Source organism: Nocardia ignorata NBRC 108230, from assembly GCF_001612905.1.
In the GTDB taxonomy this organism is placed as follows: Bacteria; Actinomycetota; Actinomycetes; order Mycobacteriales; family Mycobacteriaceae; genus Nocardia; species Nocardia ignorata.
On sequence record NZ_BDBI01000016.1, the window covers coordinates 1 to 25,124 of the forward strand.

Genomic DNA, 25,124 nt, shown 5'->3' on the forward strand with positions numbered 1-25,124 from the left:
CCGGTACACCTTGGGCGCAATCCCCTCGGCCGCTCCCTCAGGCCACCTGCCCGAGCACCGACGCCCCCGGCTCACTCGGCGATGGCGCGCATTGGACCCAGCGTTTGGTCCCCGGTAGCGCAACCGCAACCGCCGTGACTATGAACAGCACGATCACCGACACCCAAGCCACACCGGCGCGTCGGCGCCGACCATGAATGCCACCACGGCGCCCAGCAACGACCCGGTGAGTACCAACGTCCGTCCGCGCGGCTATCGGCGGCCGAGCAGGCGGGCGCCGATCAGGTTCAGCACGCCGACCGGAGCGACGATCGCGGCCATGATCACCAGCATCACGCCCGTGACGAACCGGAAGTCCACCTCACCGGGGTCGATCGGCTCCGTCACCACCACGACGGCATCGACAATCATCAGCCCGGCGATCGCGAACGCGATCAACGCCGAAATGAAGGCAAGCGACCGCGCGACCGCCGCCGTCCGCCTCCCGTGGTGGCCCTCTCCCGCCCCGACCACCGAAACAACGAGCCTCCCGATCGTGGCCACGCGGCCACGACTAGAACCTCAATCGATCCGCCCCAGCACAAGCTCGCCGGGCTTGCTCTCCGGGGTGAGTTCGATCCCCACCGCACCGTCGAGCGCTTCCAACGCGCCCGCGAAGGCGTCGGGGGTGTCCGTGTGCAGGGTGAACAAGGGCTGGCCGATCGCCACCGAATCGCCGGGCTTGGCGTGCATCTCGACACCCGCGCCCGCCTGGACCTGCTCGCCTTGCCGCGCACGCCCGGCACCGAGCCGCCAGGCGGCCAGGCCAACTCCCATCGCGTCGAGCCGCGTCAACACCCCGGCCGACTCGGCCCGCACCGTCTCGGTATGCCGCGCGGTCGGCAGCGGGGCATCGGGATCGCCGCCCTGTGCCTGGATCATCGTCCGCCAGTGATCCATCGCCCGGCCGTCGGCAAGCACCTCGGCCGGGTCGACGTGCAGTCCGGCCTGGGCAACCATCTCGCGTGCGAGGGCGAGCGTCAGCTCGACCACATCGGCGGGCCCACCACCGGCCAGCACCTCGACCGACTCCGCGACCTCGAGCGCATTGCCCGCGGTCCGGCCGAGCGGGGTGTCCATCGCGGTCAGCAACGCGACGGTCTTCACTCCGGCATCCCGCCCGAGCTCGACCATCACGGCGGCCAGCTCGCGCGCCTCGTCGAGGGTCTTCAGGAACGCCCCGGTCCCGACTTTCACGTCGAGTACCAGCGCCGCGGTCCCTTCGGCGATCTTCTTGCTCATGATCGAGCTGGCGATCAGCGGTATCGACTCGACCGTCCCGGTCACATCACGCAGCGCGTACAGCCGCTTGTCGGCGGGGGCGAGGTCGGCGCCCGCCGCACAGATGACCGCGCCGATCTCGGGGTCGGCGAGGATTTCGCGCATCCGGGGGACGGTGATGTCGGCCTGCCAGCCGGGGATCGACTCGAGCTTGTCCAGGGTGCCGCCGGTGTGGCCGAGGCCGCGACCCGACAGCTGCGGCACCGCCGCGCCGCAGGCCGCCACCAGGGGCGCAAGCGGCAGCGTGATCTTGTCGCCGACGCCACCGGTCGAATGCTTGTCGACGGTGGGCCGCGGCAGGTCGGTGAAGTTCATCCGGCTCCCCGAGCCGATCATCGCCGCCGTCCACCGAGCGATCTCGCGCCGGTTCATGCCACGCAGCAGGATGGCCATCGCCAGGGCCGACATCTGTTCGTCGGCCACGATCCCCCGGGTGAACCCGTCGACCACCCAGTCGATCTGCTCGTCCGACAGCTCACCGCCGTCCCGTTTGGCCCGAATGATCGATACCGCGTCCAGTGCCGTCATGCGGCCAGTCTGGCACGCAACATCGGCCGCGGCACTGCGCACGCCGAGCGAGCCTCGGCCCTACCTCCATCGGGTCGGAGCAGGACCCGCCGCGTCGTTCAGGTCGACCGCTGGTCGATCGGTGCCATCAGCGCTGCCCGGCCGCCAGATCATCGGGCCCGAACGCGTACGGCAACAGCTCGCTCAGCTTCTTGGGCCCCTCGGCATGGTCCACGAGCAGCTCACCCCCGCCGTGCTCGAACAGCAGCTGCCTACACCGCCCACACGGCATCAAGATTTCGCCACGGGAATCGCTCACCGATACCGCCAGAAGGCGGCCCCCACCCGACCCGAATAAGTTACCGACGAGTACGCATTCGGCACACAGGGTTAGTCCATATGAGACATTTTCCACATTGCAACCGCTCACAATTCGACCGTCCGTCGTGAGAGCCGCGGCACCGACCGAGAAACCCGAGTACGGGGCATACGCGCTACCCATTACGCGAATTGCCATGTCGCGCAAGGTATTCCAGTCGATTTCGGACATCGCGAACCTCCAGCCGATACCGCCGAACATGTCCGCGCGGGGGCTCGGACACCAGTATTCGGCATCGAGAAAGGTAAACCTAACTCGGCCGATTCGTGCACAACGCACGGCACGCCGAATTAGTTCCGCGAAACAGAGAGGATTAGAGTCAGCCGAAGATCGGTTCAGGTTCCCGGCGGCGGGCCAGCGCTCGAGCATACAGCGCAGCCACCTGGGCATTTGCCTCTCCACGCAGCCGGCGTCGGATCTGTGACCGGGTCCATCAACGACGTTGGAGGCACCGCACTCTATGACCACGATAGAAGCTCCGGCTCCGGCCCAGCCGAAGCGGAAGACGCTGTACCGCGGCGACCCCGGCATGTGGTCCTGGGCGCTGCACCGGATCACCGGTGTCACGATCTTCTTCTTCCTCTTCGTGCACGTGCTGGACACGGCACTGGTTCGGGTGAACCCGAACACCTATGACGAAGCCATCGAGCTCTACAAGAACCCGCTGGTCGCGCTCATGGAGATGGGCCTCGTCGTCTGCGTCCTGTTCCACGCGCTCAACGGCGTCCGCGTCATCCTCGTCGACTTCTGGTCGCAGGGTCCGCGCTTCCAGAAGCAGATGCTGTGGGTCGTGCTGACCATCTGGGTCCTGGTCTCCGCCGCCGGCGTCGGCCGCCAGTTCTTCTACCTGCTGACGGAGCACTGATCATGACCGCACCTGTCCTCGGCAAGTCCTACGACCGCCCCGCCAGCCTGGACGCGCCCCGCGCACCGCGCGGCAAGGCCAACAGCAACTTCGAGAAGTACGCCTGGCTGTTCATGCGCATCTCGGGCCTGTTCCTGATCGTGCTGGTCATCGGCCACATGTTCATCATGCTGATGATCGACGGCGGCGTGAACCGGCTGAACTTCGCCTTCGTGGCCGGTCGCTGGTCCAGCCCGTTCTGGCAGTTCTGGGACCTGTCCATGCTGTGGCTGGCTCAGCTGCACGGCGGCAACGGTCTGCGCACCGTCATCGATGACTACTCCCGCAAGGACTCCACCCGGTTCTGGCTCAAGACCATCCTCGTGGTCTCGATGATCCTGGTGATGAGCGTGGGCACCTACGTCATCTTCACCTTCGACCCCAACATCACCGGTTAGGAACAGGCCACCTCGCATGAGTGAATCCCGTCCGATTCAGGAACATCGCTACGACGTGGTCATCGTCGGCGCCGGTGGCGCGGGCATGCGCGCGGCGATCGAGGCCGGTCCCCGGGCTCGTACCGCGGTCCTGACCAAGCTCTACCCGACGCGCAGCCACACCGGCGCGGCCCAGGGCGGCATGTGCGCCGCGCTGGCCAACGTCGAAGAAGACAACTGGGAATGGCACACCTTCGACACCGTCAAGGGTGGTGACTACCTGGTCGACCAGGACGCCGCGGAGATCATGGCCAAGGAGGCCATCGACGCGGTCATGGACCTGGAGAAGATGGGCCTGCCGTTCAACCGCACGCCCGAGGGCAAGATCGACCAGCGTCGTTTCGGTGGTCACACCCGTGACCACGGCAAGGCGCCCGTGCGTCGCGCGTGTTACGCCGCCGACCGCACCGGTCACATGATCCTGCAGACGCTGTACCAGAACTGCGTCAAGCACGACGTCGAGTTCTTCAACGAGTTCTACGTGCTCGACCTGGTGATGACCGAATCCGACCGTGGCCCCGTCGCCACCGGCGTCGTCGCCTACGAGCTGGCCACCGGCGAGATCCACGTCTTCCACGCGAAGTCGATCGTGTTCGCCACCGGCGGCTCGGGCCGTATGTACAAGACCACCTCGAACGCGCACACGCTGACCGGTGACGGCATGGCGATCGTGTTCCGCAAGGGCCTGCCGCTCGAGGACATGGAATTCCACCAGTTCCACCCGACAGGCCTCGCGGGCCTGGGCATCCTCATCTCCGAGGCTGTTCGTGGTGAGGGTGGCATCCTGCGCAACGCCTCCGGTGAGCGCTTCATGGAGCGCTACGCCCCCACCATCAAGGACCTCGCGCCGCGCGACATCGTCGCCCGCTCGATGGTGCTCGAGGTGCTCGAAGGCCGTGGCGCCGGGCCGAACAAGGACTACGTCTACATCGACGTGACCCACCTCGGCGAGGACGTGCTCGAGGAGAAGCTGCCCGACATCACCGAGTTCGCGCGCACCTACCTGGGTGTGGACCCGGTGAAGGAGCTCGTGCCGGTCATGCCGACCTGCCACTACGTGATGGGCGGTATCCCCACCCGCATCCGTGGCGAGGTGCTGCGCAACAACACCGACGTGGTCCCTGGCCTCTACGCCGCCGGTGAGTGCGCCTGCGTGTCGGTGCACGGCGCGAACCGTCTCGGCACCAACTCGCTGCTCGACATCAACGTGTTCGGCCGTCGCGCCGGCATCGCGGCCGCCGAGTACGCCCAGCGCACCGAGTTCGTCGAGATGCCGGAGAACCCGGCGCAGATGGTGCAGGACTGGCTGGCGCTGATCCTGTCCGACCACGGCAACGAGCGCGTGGCCGACATCCGCACCGAACTGCAGTACACGATGGACATGAACGCCGCCGTGTTCCGCACCGAGGACACCCTCAAGCAGGCCCTCACCGACATCCACGCGCTCAAGGAGCGCTACACCCGGATCACGGTGCAGGACAAGGGCAAGCGCTACAACAGCGACCTGCTCGAGGCCGTCGAGCTGGGCTTCCTGCTCGAGCTGGCCGAGGTCACCGTCGTCGGCGCGCTCAACCGCAAGGAATCGCGTGGTGGGCACGCCCGCGAGGACTACCCGGATCGCGACGACGTGAACTTCATGCGGCACACCATGGCGTACAAGGAGGGCCCGGAGCTCATCTCCGAGATCCGCCTCGACTTCAAGCCGGTGGTGCAGACCCGCTACGAGCCGATGGAGCGTAAGTACTGATGACTGCTGTAGCAGAACCGACCACGCAGAAGCCCGCGCCCGTCCCCGAGGGCTCGGTCATGGTCACCGTGAAGGTGGCCCGGTTCAGCACCGAGAACGACAAGGGCGCGTACTGGGATTCGTTCCAGGTGCCGGTCCTGCCGACCGACCGCTTCCTCAACGTGCTGATCTACATCAAGTCCTACCTGGACGGCACCCTCACCTTCCGGCGTTCCTGCGCCCACGGTGTGTGCGGTTCCGACGCGATGCGGATCAACGGTGTGAACCGGCTGGCCTGCAAGGTCCTGATGAAGGACATGCTGCCCAAGGGCGACAAGACCCTCACCATGACCGTGGAGCCGATCCGCGGCCTGCCGGTGGAGAAGGACCTCGTCGTCGACATGGAACCGTTCTTCGACGCGTTCCGTGCCGTGAAGCCGTACCTGATCACCTCGGGTAACGAGCCCACCCGCGAGCGCATCCAGTCCCAGCACGACCGCGCCCGCTTCGACGACACCACCAAGTGCATCCTGTGCGCCTGCTGCACCACCTCCTGCCCCGTGTACTGGAGCGACGGCAGCTACTTCGGCCCGGCCGCGATCGTGAACGCCCACCGCTTCATCTTCGACAGCCGTGACGAAGGCGCCCGCGAGCGTCTCGACATCCTCAACGACGTCGAAGGGGTGTGGCGCTGCCGCACCACCTTCAACTGCACCGACGCGTGCCCCCGTGGCATCGAGGTCACCAAGGCCATCCAGGAAGTCAAGCGAGCCCTCCTCTTCGCCCGCTGACCTCCCCGGTCCTCACAAAGGCCGCCTTCATCTTTCGATGAAGGCGGCCTTTGCCGTCACTCTTCCTGTGCGAGATGGGTTTTGGCGTCCTCGTAGGACCCGCTCGGGGCGGTGTCGTCCTTGGTGTAGACCAGGTGCAGTACGCCGGTGCCGAAGGTTTCCGAGGAGAGCAGGCGGAGGGGGATCGTCGTCCCGTCCTCGAACAGCCGCTCCCCTTTGCCGACCACGATCGGGTGCACCAGCAGGTGCAGTTCGTCCAGCAGTCCCGCGGCGAGGAGTTGGCGCACCACCGATACCGAACCGCTGATGGCGATATCGCCGCCCGACCCCTTCCTCAGCTCGGCCGCGGACGCGGTCAGGTCGCCGTCGAGGCGCTCGGAGTTGCGCCATGGGAAATCGCGGTCCTCGTGGGTCACCACCAGTTTGCGTGCGTCGCCGAGCTTCTTCGCGAACGGCGCGTCCGGTCCACCTTCGGCTTCGCGGCCGGGCCATGCGCCGGCGAAGCTGTCGTAGGTCACGCGGCCGAGCAGCAGTGTGTCGGCGCTGCCGAGCTGGGCGTCGACCGCGGCGCCCATGGCGTCGTCGAAGTAGGGGAAATGCCAGTCCTGCGGGTCGGCGATCACGCCGTCGAGAGACATGAACAGACCGGCGGTGATCTTCCTCATCGGTACTTCTCCTCGGTGAGCGGTGAGTGTGTCGGTTACTACGACGGTGCGCGGCCACCGAACTAATCGCGGCCCGGAACCACTCGGCTGCGCGGACAGACTTGACGACTGAATAGATAGCGCTACTATCCATAATAGACAGTTCCACTATCTATTATGGAGTCACCGTGATCGTCATCGTTCTTCTCGTCTCGCTCCTGAGCTTCCGCGCACTGGGGGCACTCGGCATCAGCCGGTTCGCCACCTGGTCGGCGGCTGCCGCGCACGCTCTGGCGGTCATGCTGATGATGACCGGTTCCGCCCATTTCATGCCGTCGAGCGTCACCGTGATGCCCAATTACGACGACCTGGTGGCGATGGTGCCGTCGTTCGTGCCGTTCCCCGGATTCATGGTGCTGTTCACCGGCGTGCTGGAACTGCTCGCGGCCGTCGGCCTGATCCTCACCCGGACGCGCCGGGTCGCGGGCTGGGCGCTGGTGCCGCTGTTCGTGCTGCTGCTGCCCGCCAATATCTACGCGGCCGTCGAAAACGTCACCTTCGCAGGCGAACCCGCGTCTCCCCTGTGGCAGCGCATCCCGGAACAGCTGCTGTACATCGGCTTCGCGATCTGGGCGACGGGTTCCCTCACTCCGGCCACACGGGATCGCGTGTCCGCTCAGCGGTGATTACGCGAAACCGGTGGTGCGGGCGAGGTCGGCGAGCATGGTGTCGAACATGACTTCGGGGTCGGTGAGGGGAATGGGGTAGTTGCCGAACACCTCGAGGGTGACGTGGCCGAACAGGCGAACCCAGGTCTGCACCATCACGTAGGTGACGCCGAGATCCAATTTCTCGGCGGGGAACTTCTGGCCCGAATCCGAGAGCATGGCGAGCAGTTCGGTCTGGAAGTCGATGAGGTCGTCGCGGAGTTCGACGGGGATGGATTCGCCGGGCGGGGTCGCGATCTCGAAACTGGCGAGCAGCCTGCCCGCCGCGGCGAGGAAGATCCGGCCGAAGGGCTCGTCGAAGCGGCGCAGCATGGCACGACTGGAAGTGGGCGAGGCGAACACCAGGGTGAATTCCCTGGGGTTGGCCAGCGCCCACCGCCGGAAGCCGCGGCAGATCGCGAGGAACTGCACGGCGCCGTCGTCGGGCAGGTCCGCGATGCCCGCCGACAGATTGTCGGCGAGGTCGGCACAGAATTCCGCCCGCAACCGTTCGATCAGCTCGTCGCGGGAATCGTAGTGCCGGTACAGCGCGGGGGCGGTGACGCCGAGTTCGCGCGCGATGGCCCGCAAGGTGACCGCGTCGGGGCCGTGCTCGGCCAGCAGCGCCCGCGCGACCCGCCGGATATCGGCGTCGGCCACGACGGGCGCCCGGCCGCGTGCCTTGGCCGTCAACCGCCCACCCCCTCGCTGCTGTTCGGGCTCAAGAGTATTCGACTTCCCACCGTTTGATGCCGTTGAGCCAGCCGCTGCGCAAGCGCACCGGTTCGGCGACCTGACGCAGGTTCGGCATCGCGTCGGCAATCGCATTGAACATCAGGTCGATCTCCAGGCGGGCGAGATTCGCGCCGACACAGTAGTGAGTTCCGGTGCCACCGAACCCGACGTGCGGATTGGGATTGCGCAGCACGTCGAACCGGAACGGGTCGGTGAAGGCGGTCTCGTCGAAATTGGCGGAGCTGTAGAACAATCCGAGACGCTGGCCCTTCTTGATCTGCTGTCCACCCAGCTCGAGGTCGCGGGTCGCGGTGCGCTGGAAGGCGTGCACCGGGGTGGCCCAGCGCACGATCTCGTCGGGGGCGGTGCGTGGCCGCTGATCCTTGTAGATCTCCCACTGCTCGGGGTTGTCGACGAAGGCCTTCATGCCGTGGGTGATCGAGTTGCGGGTGGTCTCGTTGCCTGCCACCGCCAACAGGATGACGAAGAAGGCGAACTCGTCGGAGCCGAGGTGCTCGCCGTCGACATCGGCGTTCACCAGCTGGGTCACGATGTCGGAGGCCGGACAACCGCGCCGCTGCTCGGCCATGTTCCAGGCGTAGCCCATCACCTCGGCGGTGGCGGTGTGGTGATTGCCCTCGAACTCCGGATCGTCGTAGGAGATCATCTGATTGGTCCAGTCGAACAGCTTCATCCGGTCCTCCTGCGGCACGCCGAGCAGTTCGGCGATGGCCTGCAGGGGCAGCTCGCACGCGACCTGCTGCACGAAATCGCCCCGACCGGATTTCTTGGCCTCCCAGACGATGCGTTCGGCCCGTTCGGTGAGCGCGGCACGCAGATTCTCCACCGCCCGAGGGGTGAATCCCTTGGACACGATGCGCCGGATCTTGGTGTGCTGCGGCGGATCCAGGTTCAGCATGAGCATGTTGCCGAGCATGTCGATCTGCTCGCGGGTGGTTTCCTCGTTGAACCGGATGATGGCGGTGTTCTCGTGCGAGGAGAAGTCCTCGGGGTTCTTCGAGATCTCCTTGATGTCGGCCAGCGTCGACACCACCCAGTAGCCGCCGTCGTCGAAGCCGCTCGCCCGGTCGGACTGCGCGCACCACCAGACCGGCGCCGTGCGCCGCAGTTGCGCGAACTCCTCGATCGGCAGGCGTTGCGCGAGCAGGTCGGGATCGGTGAAATCGAATCCCGCGGGGATATCGGTGCTGGTCACGGTGTCTCCTTCGGCTGACTCCAGAACGTGATGTAGAACACGTTCTGATCGATGAAACCACGCCGCGCCCATTTGTGAACAGGTTTTAGTAATACCTGTTTATGAAACCTGGTCGGCGAGATGGCGTGAATCCGTGCGCGCGCCGACTCCGCTGGGCAAGATGGCGGCGTGGACTTGCCGTACCTGCGAGCCAACCCGCACCTGCTGCCGACCTTCCTCGCGCATCAGCGCCTGCGCACCACCCCGGTCGGCGGTGGGTCGATCGCGGTGGCCGAGCGCATCGGCCTCGACGACGGCACCCAACTGTTCCTCAAAACCTGGCCGGGCGGGATCTCGGCCGCGCCTACCGACGGCGCCCCGGCTGCCGCACCGGCGGGATTCTTCGCAGCCGAAGCACGCGGTCTGCGCTGGCTGCGGGAAGCGGGCGGTGTCGCGATCCCCGAGGTCTACGCCGTCTCCGACGACCTGCTGCTCATGGAATGGGTCGACCACGCCGAACCCTCCCCGGCCGCCGCCGCACGATTCGGCGCGGGGCTCGCTCGGCTGCACAACGCCGGCGCGGCCGAATTCGGCGCTCCCGTCGACGGTTTCCTCGGCAGCCTGCCGCAGGACAACACCCCCGGCCACGACTGGCCGACCTGGTTCCGGGAGCGCCGAATTCTTCCGTTCCTGCGGCTCGCCGTCGATGCCGGGGCACTCGATCCGGCCGACGCCACTGCCGTCGAGTCGATCCACCTCGAAGCCCCCGCCGAACCGCCGTCGCGGATCCACGGTGACCTGTGGCCCGGCAACATTCTCTGGGGCCCGTCGGACACCCCATGGCTGATCGATCCCGCCGCGCACGGTGGCCACCGCGAAACCGACCTGGCCACGCTCTTCCTCTTCGGCGGCGCGCACCATCTCTCCCGAATCATCGCCGCGTACAACGACATCCATCAGCTCGAGGCCGACTGGCAGGAGCGCATCCCACTCCACCAACTCCCCCTGCTCCTGGTTCACGCCGTCCTGTTCGGCCGCTCCTATCGCGCCGCCGTCCTCGACGCGGCCGCCCGGTATCGATAGGCCGCATTCGGCATCAACGGGGCCTGAACCAGGGCTTACAAATTTACGTTCCATGTAACGATTCGATGTCGGGACGCTCGAGCGGTCGTCGCAGAACTGGTCATGTGACCAAACTGCCTCATGTTCAAACGATTGACGCTGGCCGCGGTCTGTGGCGCGGCCGCCCTCCTGCCCGTCGCCGTCCCCGCGGATGCGGCGCCGAAGTCCGATCCGAAGATCGCCTCCTACAACGTCTTCATGCTCGCCGAGGCTCTCTACCCGAATTGGGGGCAGGAGCAGCGCGCCGACCTCATCTCGCAGCAGAACGTCCTCGGGGGACAGGACGTCGTGGTTCTTCAAGAGCTGTTCCACAACGAGGCGGGCGACCAGTTGCTGAACAACCTGAAGCGGGACTTCCCGAATCAGACTCCGGTGGTCGGCCGAACCCGCTCCGGCTGGGACGCCACCCAGGGCTCGTACTCCGCAACCACACCCGAGGACGGCGGTGTCGCGATCGCGAGCCGGTGGCCGATCAGCCGCAAGGTGCAGTTCGTGTACAAGGACGCGTGTGGCGCGGACTGGTTCTCCAACAAGGGTTTCGCCTATGTGAAGCTCGCCGCGCCCGGCGGTCCGGTGCACGTGATCGGCACGCACATGCAGTCCGAGGACGACGGGTGCAGCTCGGGCCAGCCCGGTCAGGTGCGGGCGAAACAGCGCGCACAGATCAAGGCCTTCCTCGCGGCGGAGCGGATTCCGGCCGATGAGCCGGTGTATGTGGCGGGCGATATGAACGTGATCGAATCCAGTCCCGAATACGGCGCCATGCTGGCCGATCTCGCTGCCGTAGGCCCCCAGCACACCGGTCACGCGTTCTCCTGGGACTGCGCGGACAACTCTGTCTGCCGCGACCAGTACGGCCCCGAATACGCCTCGGAGCACCTCGATTACGTACTCCCCATCAAGGGCCACCCGGTGCCCGACCGCTACGTCAACGAAACCCGCCGAGCCAAGAGCCCGAGCTGGAGCGTCACCGCCGACGGCACCACCTACACCTACACCGACTACAGCGACCACTACCCGGTCTTCGGCTACACCGGCTGACGCGGCAAAAGACTGTCACGGATACGGTGCGGCTGTTGCCCAGGTCTCGCCCGCTATGACGACGTGGTCGAGGTAGCGGAGGCCGACTGTGGCGGCGGCCTGATACAGGAGGGTGCTGGCTCGGCGGTCGTCGGGGCTGGGAGTGGGGTCGCCGGAGGGGTGGTTGTGGACTACGGCGAAGGCCCGGCCGTCGTGGCGCAGGACGGTGTTGAGGATTTCGCGGACCGGGACCGCGACGTGGTCGATGGCGCCCTCGGCGACGAAAACCCGGTGGCGCAGGCGGTTCTGGGTGTCGCAGATCAGGACGAGCAGGCGCTCCACGCGGGCGCCCGCGAACAGCGGGGCGGCGGCGTGTGCGATGTCGTCGGGTGCGGTGAGCCTCGGTACCGGTTCGCTGGTTCGTGAACGGGTACCGAGGTGGAACGCGGCGATCACGGCGGCGGCCTTGGCCGGGCCGATCCCGGCCTGCGATGCCAGCTCCTCGGGGCGGGCGGCGGCGAGTTCGGCCAGGCCGCCGTATTCGGCGAGCAGGTGGGCGGCGAGTTCGAGTGCGGATTGCCCGCGCGTGCCCTGACCGAGCAGCAGCGCGAGCAATTCGGTATCGGTGAGCACGTGTGGGCCGAGCGCGAGCAAACGCTCACGCGGGCGCTGGGCGACGGGCAGATTCGCGATCGGTACCGACACATTCCCCCCTACGTCATCGGTGACGAGACCGATGTTCGCAGAGGGCACCGACAGGTTCGGCTACCGTTCAGCCACCGCGGGGGTATCCGTGTCGATATCGTGCGGTTCCGGACTGAACACCGAGTCGGCCATCAGCCGTTCGAGGTTGCGCAGCTGGCGCTCGTGCACGACGATCCGCCGCAATGCCTCGTTGACGGTGGTGTTGCTGTCGGCCGTGCCCATGATCTCGGCGGCGGCATCCAGCAGTTCTTGATCGAGATCTATCCGCAGGCTTCGCAAGCATCCTCCTCGGGTACAAACGCAATCTTGCGCGATGCGCGGTCGGCGCGTCCGCCGTTTCACCGCGTCGTTACCGAATTCGGGCGGGCGAACTGTGCAGTTTGCGTAGTTGCGCACCGGTGTGTTGTCGCGACGCGCCAGCGGTGCTTGCCTTGAGGCATGTTCACCGAGGCCCAGCTGTATTCGCCGGTGACGCGCGAGCGCGACGGCGACGTCACTGTGCACCTGAGTGACGACCACCCAGGCGTCGACGACGAGCACTACCGCACCAGGCGCAATGCCATCGCCGCGCTCGCCCTCGACTACCAGCCGGGCAACCCCGTCCCGCACATCGACTACACCGACGACGAGCAGCAGGTCTGGCGGATCGCCTCGGCCGAGCTGGCCCGCAAGCACGAGGTGTACGCCTGCCGCGAGGTGCGCGAGGCGGCCGCCCGGCTCGCCCTCCCGCGCGACCACATCCCCCAGCTCGACGACGTCTCGAGGCTGCTGCATCCCCTCACCGGTTTCCGGTACGTGCCTGCCGCCGGGCTTGTTCCGCTGCGCGAGTTCTTCGGTTCGTTCGCGGACCGCACCTTCCACTCCACCCAGTACATCCGCCACCATTCGGCCCCGCTGTACACGCCGGAACCCGATGCGATCCACGAGATCATCGGGCACGCCAATCAGCTGGCGAGTCCGCGCTTCGCGAGTCTGTACGAGACCGTCGGCGCGGCGGTCGGGCGGCTGGAGACCGATGCCGCGCTGAAGTTCCTCGCCGACGTGTTCTGGTTCTCGCTGGAATTCGGCGTGGTTCGCGAAGACGGACAGATCCGTTGTTACGGTGCGGGTTTGCTGTCGTCCTACGGCGAGATCGACGAATTCCGCCAGGCGACGCTGCGCCCGCTCGATGTGGCGCAGATGGGCACCATCAGCTACGACATCACCCATTACCAGCCGGTGCTGTTCTGTGCCGATTCGGTGGATCAGCTCGTGGACGTGCTCGGCGAATTCTTCGCGACCATGGACGACGACACCCCGGCCCGACTCGGCGGACGTGCCCACCCAGCCGCGTAGTAGTCCGTAAACCGTTGGCGCAGAATATACTTGGCAATTCCGATGCGTCTCACATAATGGGACCACGGTGCGCGCGGGCAAAGTCGCGGCGGTAGGTTCGACCCGTTCTTCAAGCTTTGCGAAAGGGTCGGGTAGACCGAATATGACTGTGGACGTGACTGATACGCGCGACGATCAGAATCCCGAGCCGGAGGCCCCGCTGTGGCTGCGGGGCCGCGAGGCGGTGATCGCCGCGGCGACCCCCGACCAGTGGCGCGGCAACGTTCCCGACTACGAACTGAGCCACGAGGTGATCCCCCGCGAGCGCGTCGCCCAGCACGCGCCCGGTTCGCTCGAGGCCATCGTCGAGGACCTGGTGAAGGTCTTCGAGATGGAGGTCTCGCACAAGGCCGACCCCGCCACCTGGCTGTCGGTGGTCGCCGAGCAGTACCGCGGCCGGGTCAACGGCGGTGTGTGGCAGGACGCGGAGGAATTCGCGCGGATCGGCAGCTACAATATCCTGATCGGCGACAACCCGTACTACGAGTCGGCGAACGAGACCTTCGAGTCCTCGCACAAGATCTTCCACACAGCCTTCCCCGGTGGCTTCTTCTGGGAGGTGCTCGAGGTGCTGTCGGGCCCGCCGACGGTGAGCTTCCGCTGGCGGCACTGGGGCAAGTACGACGGCGAGTACAAGGGCCACCAGCCCACCGGTGAGCAGATCGAGATGTACGGCGTGACCATCGCCCGCGTCACCGAGGACCTGCGCATCGTCGAGCTCGAACACTTCTACGACAACAACCAGCTGCTCGGCCCGCTGGCGCACGGCTGCCCCGTGCAGCACGGCAAGGCCGACTAGGAGCTCGTGGGCCTGTCGTCGTCGAACGGCAGGCCCGCCTCGAGCAGGTCGAGGGCGTGGCCGACCTTGGTCGCGTCGACCGGTCCGGTGGTGACGATGCCGAGCATCGCACCGACCATCGCCCCGGCCGCCACCCGCACCTCGAAGTCGTCGACGGGGCGGCCGGTGTAGTCGGCGAGCAGCTGGGCGGCCAGGTCGATGCTTCGCTGGAATTCCAGGCCGATCGCCGAGCGCAGTTCCGGCAGGTGGTAGAGCAGTTTCTGCCGTTCCTGTTCGAAGGCGGCGTCCTCGGCCGACATCGACGCGTACACCGCCTCGGTGGCCCGGCGGACCGCGGTGAGCGGGTTCTGGCCCCGCGGTTGCGCCGCCAGCGCCTCGATCATCAGCGCATCCTGGTCGTCGGCCATGACGAGCTGTTCCTTGGTCGGGAAGTAGCGGAAGAAGGTGCTCGGGGAGACCTCGGCGGCCGCGGCGATCTGTTCGACGGTCGTCTCGGTGTAGCCCTGCTGCCGGAAAAGGCGGAACGCCTCGAGCCGGATGGTTCGACGGGTCCGCTCTTTCTTCCGCGCGCGCAACGACGTCTCAACCGACATGCAGCGATTCTGCCGCATCGTCGGCTGCCACGGAGTGGCGCCGCCCGAAGGCCAGCGCCACCAGGACAGCCGCGAGCAGACATCCCACCGCGCACACACCGAGCATGGTGTCCATGCCGAGCACGAAGGCGTGCCGCACCTCCCGCAGCGCGACGGGGTCGTGTGCGGTCGCGGTGACTCCCGCATTGACTCCGTCGGAGATCGGCGGCCGGTTCAGCTCGCCGAGATCGGCGCGGTAGACGGTGGCGAGTACGGTGCCGAGCACGGCGACACCGATCGTGCCGCCCGCCTGCCGAAGTGCCTGCAGCAGAGCCGATCCCGAGCCGGATCGCGCGGTGTCGAGCTCGCTCATCGCCAACCCCATGGCCGCGGGCATCACCATTCCCATGCCCGCGCCGAAGATCGTCGTCCACGTGGCGGTGAGTCCGTAACCGCTGTCGACCCGGGTGAGCGCGCCGAGACCGATGCCGGCCGCGAGCACGAGGAACCCGGCGACGAGCACCGACCGGATACCCCAGCGCGGCAACAGCAGATCCACCAGCCTGCTGCCGATCACCAGCCCGCCGATCATCGGCAGCAACCGCAGTCCGCTGCCGAGCGCGTCGACGCCGAGGACGGCCTGGAAGTACTGCGGCACGGTGAAGAACATGCCGAACATCGCGAAGCTGACCATGAGCGAAATAGCCGTGCCCCAGCGGAATCCGGACGACGCGAACAGCGCCGTATCGATCAGCGGATGCGCGGCCCTCCGCTGCCACCACCCGAACGCGGCGAGCGCACCGAGGGCCGCGACGATCATCGCCCAGGCCGCCGCTTCACCCCATCCGTATTCACCGATCCGGATGAAACCGTAGGTGAGCCCGAGCATTCCGAGCGCCGCCAGCACGGCACCGGGCAGGTCGATGCGAAAGGCCTTGTCGCCGCGCGATTCCGGCACGAGAAAGAGGACGGCGAGCGTGCCGAGGATCACCAGCGGCACATTGATGAGGAAGACCGAACCCCACCAGTAGTTGCGCAGCAGCCAGCCACCGACGACGGGGCCGAGCGGCAACCCGAGGGCGGTCGAGGTGACCCACACCGTGAGCGCGCGCTGGCGTTGCCCCTGGTCGCTGAACAGCACCGGGATCACCGCCATCGACAGTGGCATCATCGCCGCCGCGGCGACACCGAGCACCACCCGCGAGGCGATGAGCTGCCCGGCGGTGGTCGCGAAGGCACAGCCCAGCGAGGCGAGGCCGAACAGCACGAGCGCGCACAGCAGGACCTTCTTGCGCCCGTAGCGGTCGCCAAGCGCGCCCGCGGGCAGCATCAACGCGGCGAGGGCCAGCGTGTAGGCGCTGCTGAACCATTGCAGCGCAGCGGTATTCGCGTCGAGGTCGACGGCGAGGGTGGGAATGGCCACCGTCAGCACGGTGACGTCGAGTCCGATGGTGAGCATCGCCACGGCGAGCGCTCCGAGCGCCAGCCAGCGGCGGGTGTCGTCGGTTCGCATATCTCCTCCAATAATAATGAGAGCTACTGTCATTTGTTAGTAACTCTCATTTAGAGGTGAGTGTCAATAGGCGGACGGGCTCGACGGGAAATCGGCGTGTCGGCTCGCTAGGCTCTGCGCTGATGAAGATCCGCGAACACGGCGTGCGCGCCGCCTGCTTCCTCGGCGCCGCCGCCACCGCGGCCGCTCTCACGCTCGGTCCCGCACAGGCCCAGCCCAGCCCCACCGGCTCGACCACCACCACCCCGTTCACCACGCCGAACACCGACGGCTGCCCGCAGAAGACCAGGCCACCGGCCCCGATCGACTCCTCGGAGGTCCCGGCGCCGGGCGAATCGGCACCCGCCGAACTGCCGGTTCCCGACAAACCGATCGGCGGCGACCGGCTCGGCGAATGCGGCGTGGTGCTGCCGGTCGGTGCCCCACCGCTGCCCGCCGACATCTCGGCGACCGCGTGGATGGTGTCGGACCTCGACACCGGACGCGTGCTGGCCGCCAAGGACCCGCACGGCCGCTATCGACCGGCCAGCACGATCAAGGTGGCCCTGGCCATCGTCGCCCTGCGCACCCTCGATCTGGACAAGGTGGTGGTCGGCACCCAGGCCGACGCCGATGTGGACGGCACCCGCGTCGGCATCGGGCCGGGCGGCCGCTACACCAACCGTCAGCTCATGCAGGCCCTCATCATGTGCTCGGGCAACGACGCCGCACACGCCATCGCCACCCAGCTCGGTGGCGACAAGGCGGCCGTGGCGAAGATGAACGACCTCGCGAAGTCCTTGCGCGCCGTCGACACTCGCGCCGCCACCCCGTCGGGCCTCGACGGCCCCGGGATGAGCACCTCCGCCTACGACCTTTCGGTGTTGTTCCGGGAGGCGATGTCGATCCCGCTGTTCGCCGAGTTCATCCACACCGAACAGGTCGACTTCCCCGGCTACCCCGCCGACCCGAAGATCCCCGGCGACGAGGACCACCCCGGCTTCCCCATCGGCAACGACAACCAGCTGCTCTACAACTACCCCGGCGCCATCGGCGGCAAGACCGGCTTCACCGACGACGCCCGCCAGACCTTCGTGGCCGCCGCCGAACGCGACGGACACCGCCTCGTGGTCACCCTGTTGCAGGCCGACGTGCGACCCATCCGCCCCTGGGAGCAGGCCGCGCGCCTGCTCGACTACGGCTTCGCCCTCGACTCCGACGCGCGCATCGGCAAGCTCCCGGAAGTGGGCGACGACATGATCCAGCCGAGCGTCCCGCTCGCCTCACCCCCGCCGCGCGCCGACGGCGGCCGGCCGGAGGTCTCGCGGTCCGCCCATGAAGGGGCGCGCATCGCCGCGCTAGTCGCGGGCCCGGTCCTGATCCTCACCCTGCTGCTCCTGGCCCGCCGCGCCTGGCGCAGTCGCTGAGCTACCGGCGGCGGCCGAACACTACGAGGGCCAGGGCGGCGAGCGCGCCCGCGCCGAAGGCGGCCGCACCGGCACCGGTGGACAGGTTCTTGTCGACCACGCGCGGCTGGATGACGACCGGGGCGGGCGGGGCGATCTCGGTGTGGTCGTTGTCCGACGAGGTCGCCGCCCACGCGGTGGCGAACAGCAGGATGCGGAAGGTGATGTAGCTGAAGACCATCAGACCGATGATCGAACCGAAGGTGGCACCCGCCGGGCTCGACAGCACCATCCGCAGGTAGATGGCGCCGACGAACTTGAAGATCTCGAATGCCACCGCGGCGATGGCCGCCGCCTTCGCCGCGCTGCGCAGCGACACCGGTTCGCGCGGTAGCCGGGCGATCACCCAGGCGAACACCGCCCAGGAGGCGAGCATCCCCAGCGCGATGGACACGATCGACAACACCACCGACGCGCCGGGGACACCGTCGAGGCCGAAGGTTTTCAGCAGCTTCGCGGCGAGGCCGCTGTTGGCGACCGTCGACAGGCCGAGCGACACGACAAGGGCGAGGAACAGGCCGAACAGCGCGCCGAGATCCGACAGCTTCTCCCGCCACCACGGCTTGTCGGGAGTCTGGGTCTCCCACTGCTCGGTGAGCGCCGCACGCAGGTTCGCGATCCAGCCGAGACCGGTGTAGAGACCGGTCAGCAGACCCAGCAGACCGACGGTGCCGCGCGAGCCGATCGCCTGGTCGATCAGCTCGTTGATCTGATCACCGAAGGTGCCCGTCTTCTCGATCACCTTGCCCTGCAACTCGTTCAGCAGGTCCGGTTGCCCGGCGAGAATGAAACCCGCGATCGAGAACGCGACCATCAGCAGCGGAAACAGCGAAAGCACAGTGAAATACGTGATGCCCGCGGCGTAGTAGTCACCGCGCTGACGCTGGAACCGCCCACCGGCCCGGACCAGATGATCCAGCCAAGGCCTGCTCTTGACCTGCTTCTCGACAGTGGCCGAGATGTTGTCGATCAACTGCATGACACGCGCCCCTCTTCAGCCCAAACCTCAGGTGCGCACCGAGTCAGCGAGCGAGGAAGCCCACCCGGTCGTACACCTGGGCAAGTGTGTTGCCTGCGATCTCACGCGCCCGCTCGGCCCCGGAAGCCAGGATCCGGTCCAGCTCTGCCTGATCCGACAGATAGTCCTTCACCTTCTTCTGCACGGGCGTCACGAATTCGACCAGCGCGTCGGCCACTTCGGCCTTGAGCTCACCGTAGCCTTTACCCGCGAAATTCTGCTCCAAGCTGACGATCGGGGTTTCGGTGAGCGAGCTGAGGATCACCAGCAGGTTGCTCACGCCCGGCTTGGTGTCGGGGTCGTAGACGATCTCGCGCCCGGTGTCGGTGACGGCCGAGCGCACCTTTTTCGCGGTGACCTTCGGATCGTCGAGCAAGTTGATGAGCCCGGCGTCGCTGGCCGCGGACTTGCTCATCTTCGCGGTCGGGTCCTGCAGGTCGTAGATCTTGGCGGTGCCCTTCACGATGTGCGGCTCGGGCACGACGAAGGTCTTCTTGAAGCGAGTGTTGAAGCGCTGGGCCAGGTTTCGGGTCAGCTCGAGGTGCTGGCGCTGATCCTCGCCGACGGGCACCTGATGCGGACGGTAGAGCAGGATGTCGGCGGCCATCAACACCGGGTAGGTGAACAGGCCGACGGTCGCGTTCTCGGCGCCCTGCTTGGCGGACTTGTCCTTGAACTGCGTCATCCGGCCAGCCTCACCGAAACCGGTGATGCAGCTGAGCACCCATGCCAGCTCGGCGTGCTCGGACACCTGGCTCTGCACGAACAGGGTCGACTTCTCGGGGTCGATACCGAGGGCGAGCAGCTGGGCGACGGCGGCTTTGGTCCGCGCGCGCAGCGCCTTCGGATCCTGGCTGACGGTGATGGCGTGCAGGTCGGGGATGAAGTACAGCGCGTCGTAGTCGTCCTGCATCGTCACCCAGTACTGCAGCGCACCCAGGTAGTTGCCGAGGTGGAAGGAGTCGCTGGTGGGCTGGATGCCCGACAGCACCCGCTGCTTACGTTCGGCCGTCGCGGCCGGGGCAGGACTGGACATGCCCCAATCTTTCCACGCCGCTCAAGCGGAATTTCGCTGCACCCAGTTGCGCGGATCGACACCCGGCATGCTCGGCTTCCCCCGCCGGATCATGTGCTGTTCGCGGCGGGCGAGCAGCTGGTAGGACGGGGTGCTTCGCCCGGCGAGCGCCCCGGCGAGCACTCGTGGCGCCAGCGGCGGCGCGAGGTGGGCGGTGCGGATGCTGCGGCACAGGGCTCGGTGGGCGAGTTCGTCGGCGATGTCCCACTCGATGCCGTACATCCGCCGGATACGCGGGGGCAGACTGCCCTGGACCAGCAGATACAGCGCGCTGCCGACCTGTTCGACGGGTGGGCGCAATCGGTAGGCCTTGCGATGACCGGCCAGGTAGGAGCCCACCAGCTCGGCTTCGTCGGTGAGGAACGGTTCGGCCGAGTCGAGGTAGTCGTCGAAGTAGCGGCGGAAGGCCGGGTAGTCGGCCGGGGCGGCCTCGCGTGGCATGCCGAACAGCTCGCCCCAACGCACATAGTCCTGGTAGAGGTCCGCACGTTCGGTCGGGGTGAGTTCGCGGACCAGCCGGTCGTACATCACCTCGGCGGAATCGAAGGTGAAAGCCATGGTCATGAACATCAGGTGCGGGTCGAGGGCCGCGTAAGCAGTGCCCGCCCGGTGGTGCGGACCCGCGTCCTCGGGCAGCGCGCCGACCACCCGCTCGTGCTTGCGCCGGGTGAAGGCGAGCGCCCGGTCGGCCTCGGCCTTGCTGCCGAGGAAGACCGATTCGAACAGGGCGCCGGTGACAGCCAGCCGCGTGTAGGGGGTCGCCCGGTGGGCCGTGTGCTCGCTGGTCCCGACGAACAGCAGCGGGTGGACCGCGCCGATGACCAGGGCGCGCAGGCCGTAGGTGACGCCGACCGCGCGCTTGCTCATCACCCTGCGAATCATCGAATCGTCGGCGAAATATCCGGGTTCGCCCTGCCGTGCGGCCATGTCGCGCCTCCTCGTCGAGTGCATCTGGCAATAGAATCCTCCAGAATTGGTAATCTGGCAAGAGTCTCTACCAAAACACCCGCGAACGGACGGTGGCAGCACAATGGAGCCCGTGGCTGCACAACGGACATACGGGGGCGTCTCCGCCGAACAACGCCAAGCCCAGCGCCGCACAGCGCTGCTGGACGCGGCGCTCGACATCCTCGCCGAGGACGGGCAGGCCAAACTCACCGTCGCGGGGCTGTGTGCCCGCGCCGGCCTCAACGAGCGCTACTACTACGAGAATTTCGAACGACGCGAGAGCGTGCTGGAAGCACTGCTCGATCGCATCGCCGAGGAACTGGCCGCCGCCATCATGGCGGCCCTGGCCCGTGCGTTGCCCGACAGCCGCGCCCAGGCCCACGCGGCGATCGAGGCGGGCGTGGCGGTTCTGCTCGACGACCCACGCAAGGCCCGCGCCGCACTCATCGCCGGCATGGCCACGCCCGAACTCCGCGCGCGCACCGCGCGAACGGTTCGCGCGTTCGCCCGGCTCGTCGCCGCCGAGGGCACCGGCTTCTACGGCGGCGACGTACCGCAGAACCTGGTCGATTTCCGCGCGATCTACCTCGTCGGCGGCCTGACCCAAACCCTGACGACGTGGCTCGCGGGCGATCTCGACCTGACCCGCGCGGAACTGATCGACCAGATCACCGACGTCTTCGTCCTACTCGGCGACGACTTGGCCGGGCGCTATCGCTAGGACCGCCGACCGTGTTCGCACACACAGCGTTTCAGCCGACAGGAGGTTCCCTCGGCATCACTCGACGAGCGCTACCGCACCGAAGGTAACCGGGTCGCCTTGCAGGACGACCCGGAACACCACGTCGCGGCGCGACCAGTAGGCGGCGCAATCGCGCATGGCCGCCTCGAACCAGGCGCGTTCGGTCGGTTCGTCGGCGAGCAGGTCGTCGGCGGTGCGGACCACCGCGACGTAACCGGGTGCGTCGCCGACGAAATCGTCGAGGTCACGCAGGCATTCGTCGAAGGCGTCCTTGTTCGCGCCGAAGTAGTACGGGAACTGGAAGGCGGCCGCGAACTCGTCGAACAGGGTGGTGACATCCCGCATCTTGGTGCCGCGCAGTTCGCGCACGCGGTAGTCGGCGGGGGCGTCGTATCGGATGGCGCTGAGCTGGTTGGCATCCACCGCCATGGCGCCGAGCACCGGTGCGTCGGCCGCGGCGGGCGCGTCGGCGGGTGGGCGGGCAAGGAACTGCGACAGCGTCAGTGGCATCAGCGCATCCTCGTGAACGTTTCGTAGTGGTCACCGGTGTACCAGGCGCTGCCGTCGCTACCGGTGACGATGCGTTCCGCGTCGCGACCACGGTTGCGCTGCTTGGGATTCACATCCCACTCCTGATACTTCACCGGATTGCCCGCCGAATCCTTGGGCGGCAGTTTGGTTCCCCGGTTCATGAACTGCTCACCACCCTTGGTGCCGGGCGCGTTCGCCGAATCCGGCCAGCGCCCCGCGTCGATCTCGACGAGCGTGGCGTAGGCCCGATCCGGCACCCCCGCCACCTTCGTGACCGGCGCCGACGACGGATTCGCCGAAGGCTTGGCCGCCGGTGCCGCGGGTTTCGGCGCGGTGGACGACGCGACCGCGCGCGTGGTGGTCGCCGCCGTAGTCGAATCCGAACCACGACCACCGAACAGCGTCAGACCGAGCGCGGCGAGGACAAGAACGAGTCCGCCGAGCAGACCGAGAGTTTTCCGTGAGATGTTCATCAAAGGACTTTCGAGAAAGTTCGCGGGTTCAACCGAGGACAGATGTTCAATTGCTACCCACAGATGCTCGTTGCTCTCCGCATACCGTCAGCCTTCTCCAGAGCGCGTTCGCCGAATGCTGTGGCCGACCACTGTATCTGCTGGCACGGCAGACACCCGCACTGGCACGTCGTGAGCAAATCTCGGCGCGGTGCACCGGGACGATCCGTTGTCGTCGGGGTGGGTTGTCTTCAGTTAGCGATGGCGCAGACCCTATCGGCACGCCATCCGGTTGATTCGGCGCCCTCACCAGAACGCTCGGCCTCGTGCGCAGGGTGGGCGGCGCCTCGATTCATGCTGTGCGGATGCGGCTTTCGACAAGCGGTGCGCGGGAGCAGCGGAGCCTGAGTCGGTCCACCAGCGCCTATAGTCGAACATATGGTCGAGACAGTGCGTGCAACTACCGCTTGCGCCCAGGCGTCAAGGTCGAACGTGCACTGCTCGCAGAATGGCACCGCTGCCGGTTCCTCTGGAACGAAGCCGTCCACCAGCAGCACAGCGGCCGCAAACCCACGTTCTGTAAGCTCTCGAAGTTACTGACGGCGGCGCGCGCATCGACGTCTTGGTTACGCGAAGGCTCGCAAGTTCCCCAACAAATGACGTTACGCACCTACGCCACGGCACTCGACCACTCCTACCGAGTCGCCGGGCGCGGTCGCCCAAGAATCAAGGCGAAAAAGAAGTCATTGCCGTCTCTGGAATACACCACCCGGGGGTTCACGATCCGTCACCGCCGGTTGCGATTGGCCGGCGGGATGATTGTTCCCGTTGTGTGGTCGCGCGAACTCCCGTCTCCGCCGACTTCTGTGCGTGTCTATCAGGACTCGCTCGGCCACTGGTACGCGTCCTTCGTGGTTCGCCGGGAGATCGAGCCCCCTTCCCAGCTGAACGCGCGATCGGCATCGATTGGAGTGTGACGACGACCGCTACCACTACTGACGCCGCCTATGACCTTCCTTATGTCGGATACCGGCGGCGATGCGCCGCAGAGCTCGCGAAAGCTCAACGGAAGATGGCGCGGCGCAAGCCTCCGCGTGGAGCCACTCCATCGAAGGGGTACCAGCAGGCGAGGCGGCAAGCTGCACGACTGCACAAGAAGGCAGCACGACAGAACACGCACGCAGCACGGGTGTGGGCACGTCGTATCGTCGCCGATCATCAAACTATTGCGGTCGAGGACTTCAAACCAAGGTTCCTCGCCCGGACCACAATGGCGCGTAAGGCAGCTGATGCCGCAATCGGTGCGGCAAAAAGGGAACTGATCGAGTGTGGCATGCGGGCCGGCCGGAAGGTGGTGTTGGTCGCGCCCGCCTTCAGCTCTATGACGTGCTCCGAGTGCCTCGCGATAGCCAAGCAGCGGCTCGAGCTCGCAGAACGAACCTTCCGGTGCGCAAGCTGTGGCTATACCGCAGACCGTGACCGCAACGCTGCCAGGGTAATCCTGGCCACGGTAGAGCTCGACCGTGCTGATGCTGACGACGTAAGACGTTTCCCGGCTCCTCCCGAGGGTGCGGGTGACGCAGTCCGAGTCAGAAATCCTCGGCTTCAACCGCGGGGAAGAGTTAACGGTATTGCACAGTAACCGGCGCGTGGTCGGACCAGCGCTGGTCGTAGGCGGCGGCGCGTTCGACGACGGCCTGCTTGGCGCGGCCGGTGAGTTCACCTCGGGCGAGCTGGTAGTCGATTCTCCACCCGGAGTCGTTGTCGAAGGCGCGGCCGCGGTAGGACCACCAGCTGTACGGGCCCGCGACCTCGGGGTGCAGGGCGCGGACCACGTCGACGTAGCCCGCGGCGAGCAGTTCCGCGATCCAGGCGCGTTCCTCGGGCAGGAAGCCCGCCGACTTCTGGTTGCCCTTCCAGTTCTTCAGGTCCACCTCGGCGGGGGCGATGTTCCAGTCGCCGCTCACCACGAACTCGCCGGTCCTGGCCTTCAGGTAGGCGCCGAGTTCGGCCATGAAGCGGTACTTCTCGTCCTGCTTGGGCGTGTTCTCCTCGCCCGAATGGACGTACACACTCGCCACGGTGAGTTCGCCGAAGTCGGCCTCGAGGTAGCGGCCCGAAGCGGCGAACTCGGTGCTGCCGAAACCGATCCGCACCGCGTCGGGCGCGCGCCGCGACAGGATGCCGACACCGGCACGACCCTTCGACTCCGGTTCGGCATGGGTGAGCACCCACCCGGCCGCGAGTGCGGGAGCCAGCGCGGCGGCGGTTTGCGCGTCGGTGGCCCTGGTCTCCTGCAGGCAGACGATGTCGGCTTCGGTGGCGTCGAGCCAGGCGAGCATGCCTTTGGTCGCCGCCGCGCGGACACCGTTGACGTTCACGGTCGAGAGAATGATTGCCACGCGTAGGACGGTACATCGGCGGGTATTCCCGAACGTGTAGGGGAACAACCCGGCGGCGCGA

28 protein-coding genes are annotated in these 25,124 nt (G+C 67.0%); 12 read left to right on the top strand and 16 right to left on the bottom strand.

From position 1 onward, the window contains the following. Positions 1 to 252: 252 nt before the first annotated feature. From NI2_RS13795 to NI2_RS13805, 3 genes are all read right to left on the bottom strand, one after another. Positions 253 to 543 (bottom strand): hypothetical protein, encoded by a 291-nt coding sequence (locus NI2_RS13795; protein ID WP_067490787.1) that lies wholly within the window; start codon positions 541 to 543, stop codon positions 253 to 255. An 18-nt stretch (positions 544 to 561) separates the two neighbouring features. Next, on the bottom strand, positions 562 to 1,848 hold the full coding sequence (locus NI2_RS13800; RefSeq protein WP_174552208.1) for a thymidine phosphorylase: 1,287 nt from the start codon (positions 1,846 to 1,848) through the stop codon (positions 562 to 564). Between the two features lie 127 nt (positions 1,849 to 1,975). Further along, complete coding sequence (locus NI2_RS13805; RefSeq protein ID WP_067491170.1) at positions 1,976 to 2,377, bottom strand: cytidine deaminase; 402 nt, start codon at positions 2,375 to 2,377, stop codon at positions 1,976 to 1,978. A 289-nt stretch (positions 2,378 to 2,666) separates the two neighbouring features. Here NI2_RS13805 and sdhC point away from each other — a divergent pair, with 289 nt between their 5' ends. From sdhC to NI2_RS13825, 4 genes are read left to right on the top strand one after another with little or no spacing between them, the layout of a single operon-like run. After that, positions 2,667 to 3,071: a succinate dehydrogenase, cytochrome b556 subunit gene (gene sdhC / locus NI2_RS13810; RefSeq protein WP_067490789.1), complete on the top strand. Its 405-nt coding sequence runs from the start codon at positions 2,667 to 2,669 to the stop codon at positions 3,069 to 3,071. A gap of 2 nt (positions 3,072 to 3,073) precedes the next feature. Then, positions 3,074 to 3,508: a succinate dehydrogenase hydrophobic membrane anchor subunit gene (locus NI2_RS13815; RefSeq protein ID WP_067490791.1), complete on the top strand. Its 435-nt coding sequence runs from the start codon at positions 3,074 to 3,076 to the stop codon at positions 3,506 to 3,508. A 16-nt stretch (positions 3,509 to 3,524) separates the two neighbouring features. Continuing rightward, positions 3,525 to 5,294, top strand: coding sequence for a succinate dehydrogenase flavoprotein subunit (sdhA, locus tag NI2_RS13820; protein WP_133733979.1), 1,770 nt, complete (start codon positions 3,525 to 3,527; stop codon positions 5,292 to 5,294). Further along, entirely contained in the window at positions 5,294 to 6,064 is a 771-nt protein-coding gene (locus NI2_RS13825; RefSeq protein ID WP_067490793.1) for a succinate dehydrogenase iron-sulfur subunit, read from the top strand. The genes sdhA and NI2_RS13825 overlap by 1 nt, the downstream gene beginning before the upstream one ends. A gap of 56 nt (positions 6,065 to 6,120) precedes the next feature. Here the strand turns inward: NI2_RS13825 and NI2_RS13830 are convergent, their stop codons facing one another. Beyond that, positions 6,121 to 6,729: a dihydrofolate reductase family protein gene (locus NI2_RS13830; RefSeq protein ID WP_067490795.1), complete on the bottom strand. Its 609-nt coding sequence runs from the start codon at positions 6,727 to 6,729 to the stop codon at positions 6,121 to 6,123. A gap of 167 nt (positions 6,730 to 6,896) precedes the next feature. On the opposite strand from NI2_RS13830, the gene NI2_RS13835 reads away from it, so the two are divergent. After that, on the top strand, positions 6,897 to 7,394 hold the full coding sequence (locus NI2_RS13835) for a DoxX family protein (RefSeq protein ID WP_174552209.1): 498 nt from the start codon (positions 6,897 to 6,899) through the stop codon (positions 7,392 to 7,394). Here NI2_RS13835 and NI2_RS13840 read toward each other — a convergent pair whose 3' ends face one another. Together NI2_RS13840 and NI2_RS13845 are read right to left on the bottom strand one after the other, a co-directional pair. Then, positions 7,395 to 8,108, bottom strand: a complete 714-nt coding sequence (locus NI2_RS13840; RefSeq protein WP_067490799.1) for a TetR/AcrR family transcriptional regulator — start codon at positions 8,106 to 8,108, stop codon at positions 7,395 to 7,397. It abuts the gene before it with no gap. A 28-nt stretch (positions 8,109 to 8,136) separates the two neighbouring features. Next, complete coding sequence (locus NI2_RS13845; RefSeq protein ID WP_067490801.1) at positions 8,137 to 9,366, bottom strand: cytochrome P450; 1,230 nt, start codon at positions 9,364 to 9,366, stop codon at positions 8,137 to 8,139. Between the two features lie 168 nt (positions 9,367 to 9,534). On the opposite strand from NI2_RS13845, the gene NI2_RS13850 reads away from it, so the two are divergent. Both NI2_RS13850 and sph read left to right on the top strand, forming a co-directional pair. Then, positions 9,535 to 10,428, top strand: a complete 894-nt coding sequence (locus NI2_RS13850; protein WP_067490803.1) for a fructosamine kinase family protein — start codon at positions 9,535 to 9,537, stop codon at positions 10,426 to 10,428. A 120-nt stretch (positions 10,429 to 10,548) separates the two neighbouring features. Beyond that, positions 10,549 to 11,508: a sphingomyelin phosphodiesterase gene (gene sph, locus NI2_RS13855; protein WP_067490805.1), complete on the top strand. Its 960-nt coding sequence runs from the start codon at positions 10,549 to 10,551 to the stop codon at positions 11,506 to 11,508. Positions 11,509 to 11,523: 15 nt separating this feature from the next. On the opposite strand, the gene NI2_RS13860 is transcribed toward sph, so the two are convergent. Next, on the bottom strand, positions 11,524 to 12,192 hold the full coding sequence (locus NI2_RS13860; protein WP_067490807.1) for a JAB domain-containing protein: 669 nt from the start codon (positions 12,190 to 12,192) through the stop codon (positions 11,524 to 11,526). 60 nt (positions 12,193 to 12,252) lie between these two features. Further along, positions 12,253 to 12,471 (bottom strand): type II toxin-antitoxin system VapB family antitoxin, encoded by a 219-nt coding sequence (locus tag NI2_RS13865; RefSeq protein ID WP_067490809.1) that lies wholly within the window; start codon positions 12,469 to 12,471, stop codon positions 12,253 to 12,255. Between the two features lie 159 nt (positions 12,472 to 12,630). Here NI2_RS13865 and NI2_RS13870 point away from each other — a divergent pair, with 159 nt between their 5' ends. Both NI2_RS13870 and NI2_RS13875 read left to right on the top strand, forming a co-directional pair. Next, entirely contained in the window at positions 12,631 to 13,527 is an 897-nt protein-coding gene (locus NI2_RS13870) for a phenylalanine 4-monooxygenase (RefSeq protein ID WP_067490811.1), read from the top strand. 154 nt (positions 13,528 to 13,681) lie between these two features. After that, on the top strand, positions 13,682 to 14,365 hold the full coding sequence (locus tag NI2_RS13875; protein ID WP_243749860.1) for an ester cyclase: 684 nt from the start codon (positions 13,682 to 13,684) through the stop codon (positions 14,363 to 14,365). Here the strand turns inward: NI2_RS13875 and NI2_RS13880 are convergent. Next, the gene (locus NI2_RS13880; protein WP_067490815.1) at positions 14,362 to 14,958 is read right to left on the bottom strand and encodes a TetR family transcriptional regulator; all 597 of its coding nucleotides are present in this window, start codon (positions 14,956 to 14,958) and stop codon (positions 14,362 to 14,364) included. The genes NI2_RS13875 and NI2_RS13880 overlap by 4 nt on opposite strands. After that, a complete protein-coding gene (locus NI2_RS13885) occupies positions 14,948 to 16,450 on the bottom strand; it encodes an MFS transporter (RefSeq protein ID WP_067490817.1) in 1,503 nt (500 codons plus the stop codon). Before NI2_RS13885 ends, NI2_RS13880 begins: the two co-directional genes overlap by 11 nt. 122 nt (positions 16,451 to 16,572) lie before the next feature. On the opposite strand from NI2_RS13885, the gene NI2_RS13890 reads away from it, so the two are divergent. After that, positions 16,573 to 17,856, top strand: coding sequence for a D-alanyl-D-alanine carboxypeptidase family protein (locus NI2_RS13890; RefSeq protein WP_067490819.1), 1,284 nt, complete (start codon positions 16,573 to 16,575; stop codon positions 17,854 to 17,856). 1 nt (position 17,857) lies between these two features. Here NI2_RS13890 and yhjD read toward each other — a convergent pair whose 3' ends face one another. Genes yhjD through NI2_RS13905 form a run of 3 tightly spaced genes read right to left on the bottom strand, consistent with a single transcriptional unit; the run spans position 17,858 to position 20,915 of the window. Next, positions 17,858 to 18,874 carry an inner membrane protein YhjD gene (gene yhjD / locus NI2_RS13895; RefSeq protein WP_067490821.1) on the bottom strand — a complete coding sequence of 339 codons (1,017 nt, stop codon included), beginning with the start codon at positions 18,872 to 18,874 and terminating at the stop codon, positions 17,858 to 17,860. A gap of 43 nt (positions 18,875 to 18,917) precedes the next feature. Next, the gene (gene trpS / locus NI2_RS13900; protein ID WP_067490823.1) at positions 18,918 to 19,949 is read right to left on the bottom strand and encodes a tryptophan--tRNA ligase; all 1,032 of its coding nucleotides are present in this window, start codon (positions 19,947 to 19,949) and stop codon (positions 18,918 to 18,920) included. 21 nt (positions 19,950 to 19,970) lie between these two features. Further along, positions 19,971 to 20,915 carry an oxygenase MpaB family protein gene (locus tag NI2_RS13905; protein ID WP_067490825.1) on the bottom strand — a complete coding sequence of 315 codons (945 nt, stop codon included), beginning with the start codon at positions 20,913 to 20,915 and terminating at the stop codon, positions 19,971 to 19,973. Positions 20,916 to 21,018: 103 nt separating this feature from the next. Here NI2_RS13905 and NI2_RS13910 point away from each other — a divergent pair, with 103 nt between their 5' ends. Next, positions 21,019 to 21,657, top strand: a complete 639-nt coding sequence (locus tag NI2_RS13910; protein WP_067490827.1) for a TetR/AcrR family transcriptional regulator — start codon at positions 21,019 to 21,021, stop codon at positions 21,655 to 21,657. Positions 21,658 to 21,714: 57 nt separating this feature from the next. On the opposite strand, the gene NI2_RS13915 is transcribed toward NI2_RS13910, so the two are convergent. Then, the gene (locus tag NI2_RS13915) at positions 21,715 to 22,188 is read right to left on the bottom strand and encodes a barstar family protein (RefSeq protein WP_067490829.1); all 474 of its coding nucleotides are present in this window, start codon (positions 22,186 to 22,188) and stop codon (positions 21,715 to 21,717) included. After that, complete coding sequence (locus NI2_RS13920) at positions 22,188 to 22,682, bottom strand: guanyl-specific ribonuclease (RefSeq protein ID WP_067490831.1); 495 nt, start codon at positions 22,680 to 22,682, stop codon at positions 22,188 to 22,190. The genes NI2_RS13915 and NI2_RS13920 overlap by 1 nt, the downstream gene beginning before the upstream one ends. Positions 22,683 to 23,634: 952 nt before the next feature. Here NI2_RS13920 and NI2_RS35145 point away from each other — a divergent pair. Beyond that, positions 23,635 to 24,303: an RNA-guided endonuclease InsQ/TnpB family protein gene (locus tag NI2_RS35145; protein WP_243749859.1), complete on the top strand. Its 669-nt coding sequence runs from the start codon at positions 23,635 to 23,637 to the stop codon at positions 24,301 to 24,303. Here NI2_RS35145 and NI2_RS13925 read toward each other — a convergent pair. Continuing rightward, entirely contained in the window at positions 24,284 to 25,063 is a 780-nt protein-coding gene (locus NI2_RS13925; protein ID WP_067490833.1) for an exodeoxyribonuclease III, read from the bottom strand. The genes NI2_RS35145 and NI2_RS13925 overlap by 20 nt on opposite strands. Between the last annotated feature and the right edge of the window lie 61 nt (positions 25,064 to 25,124).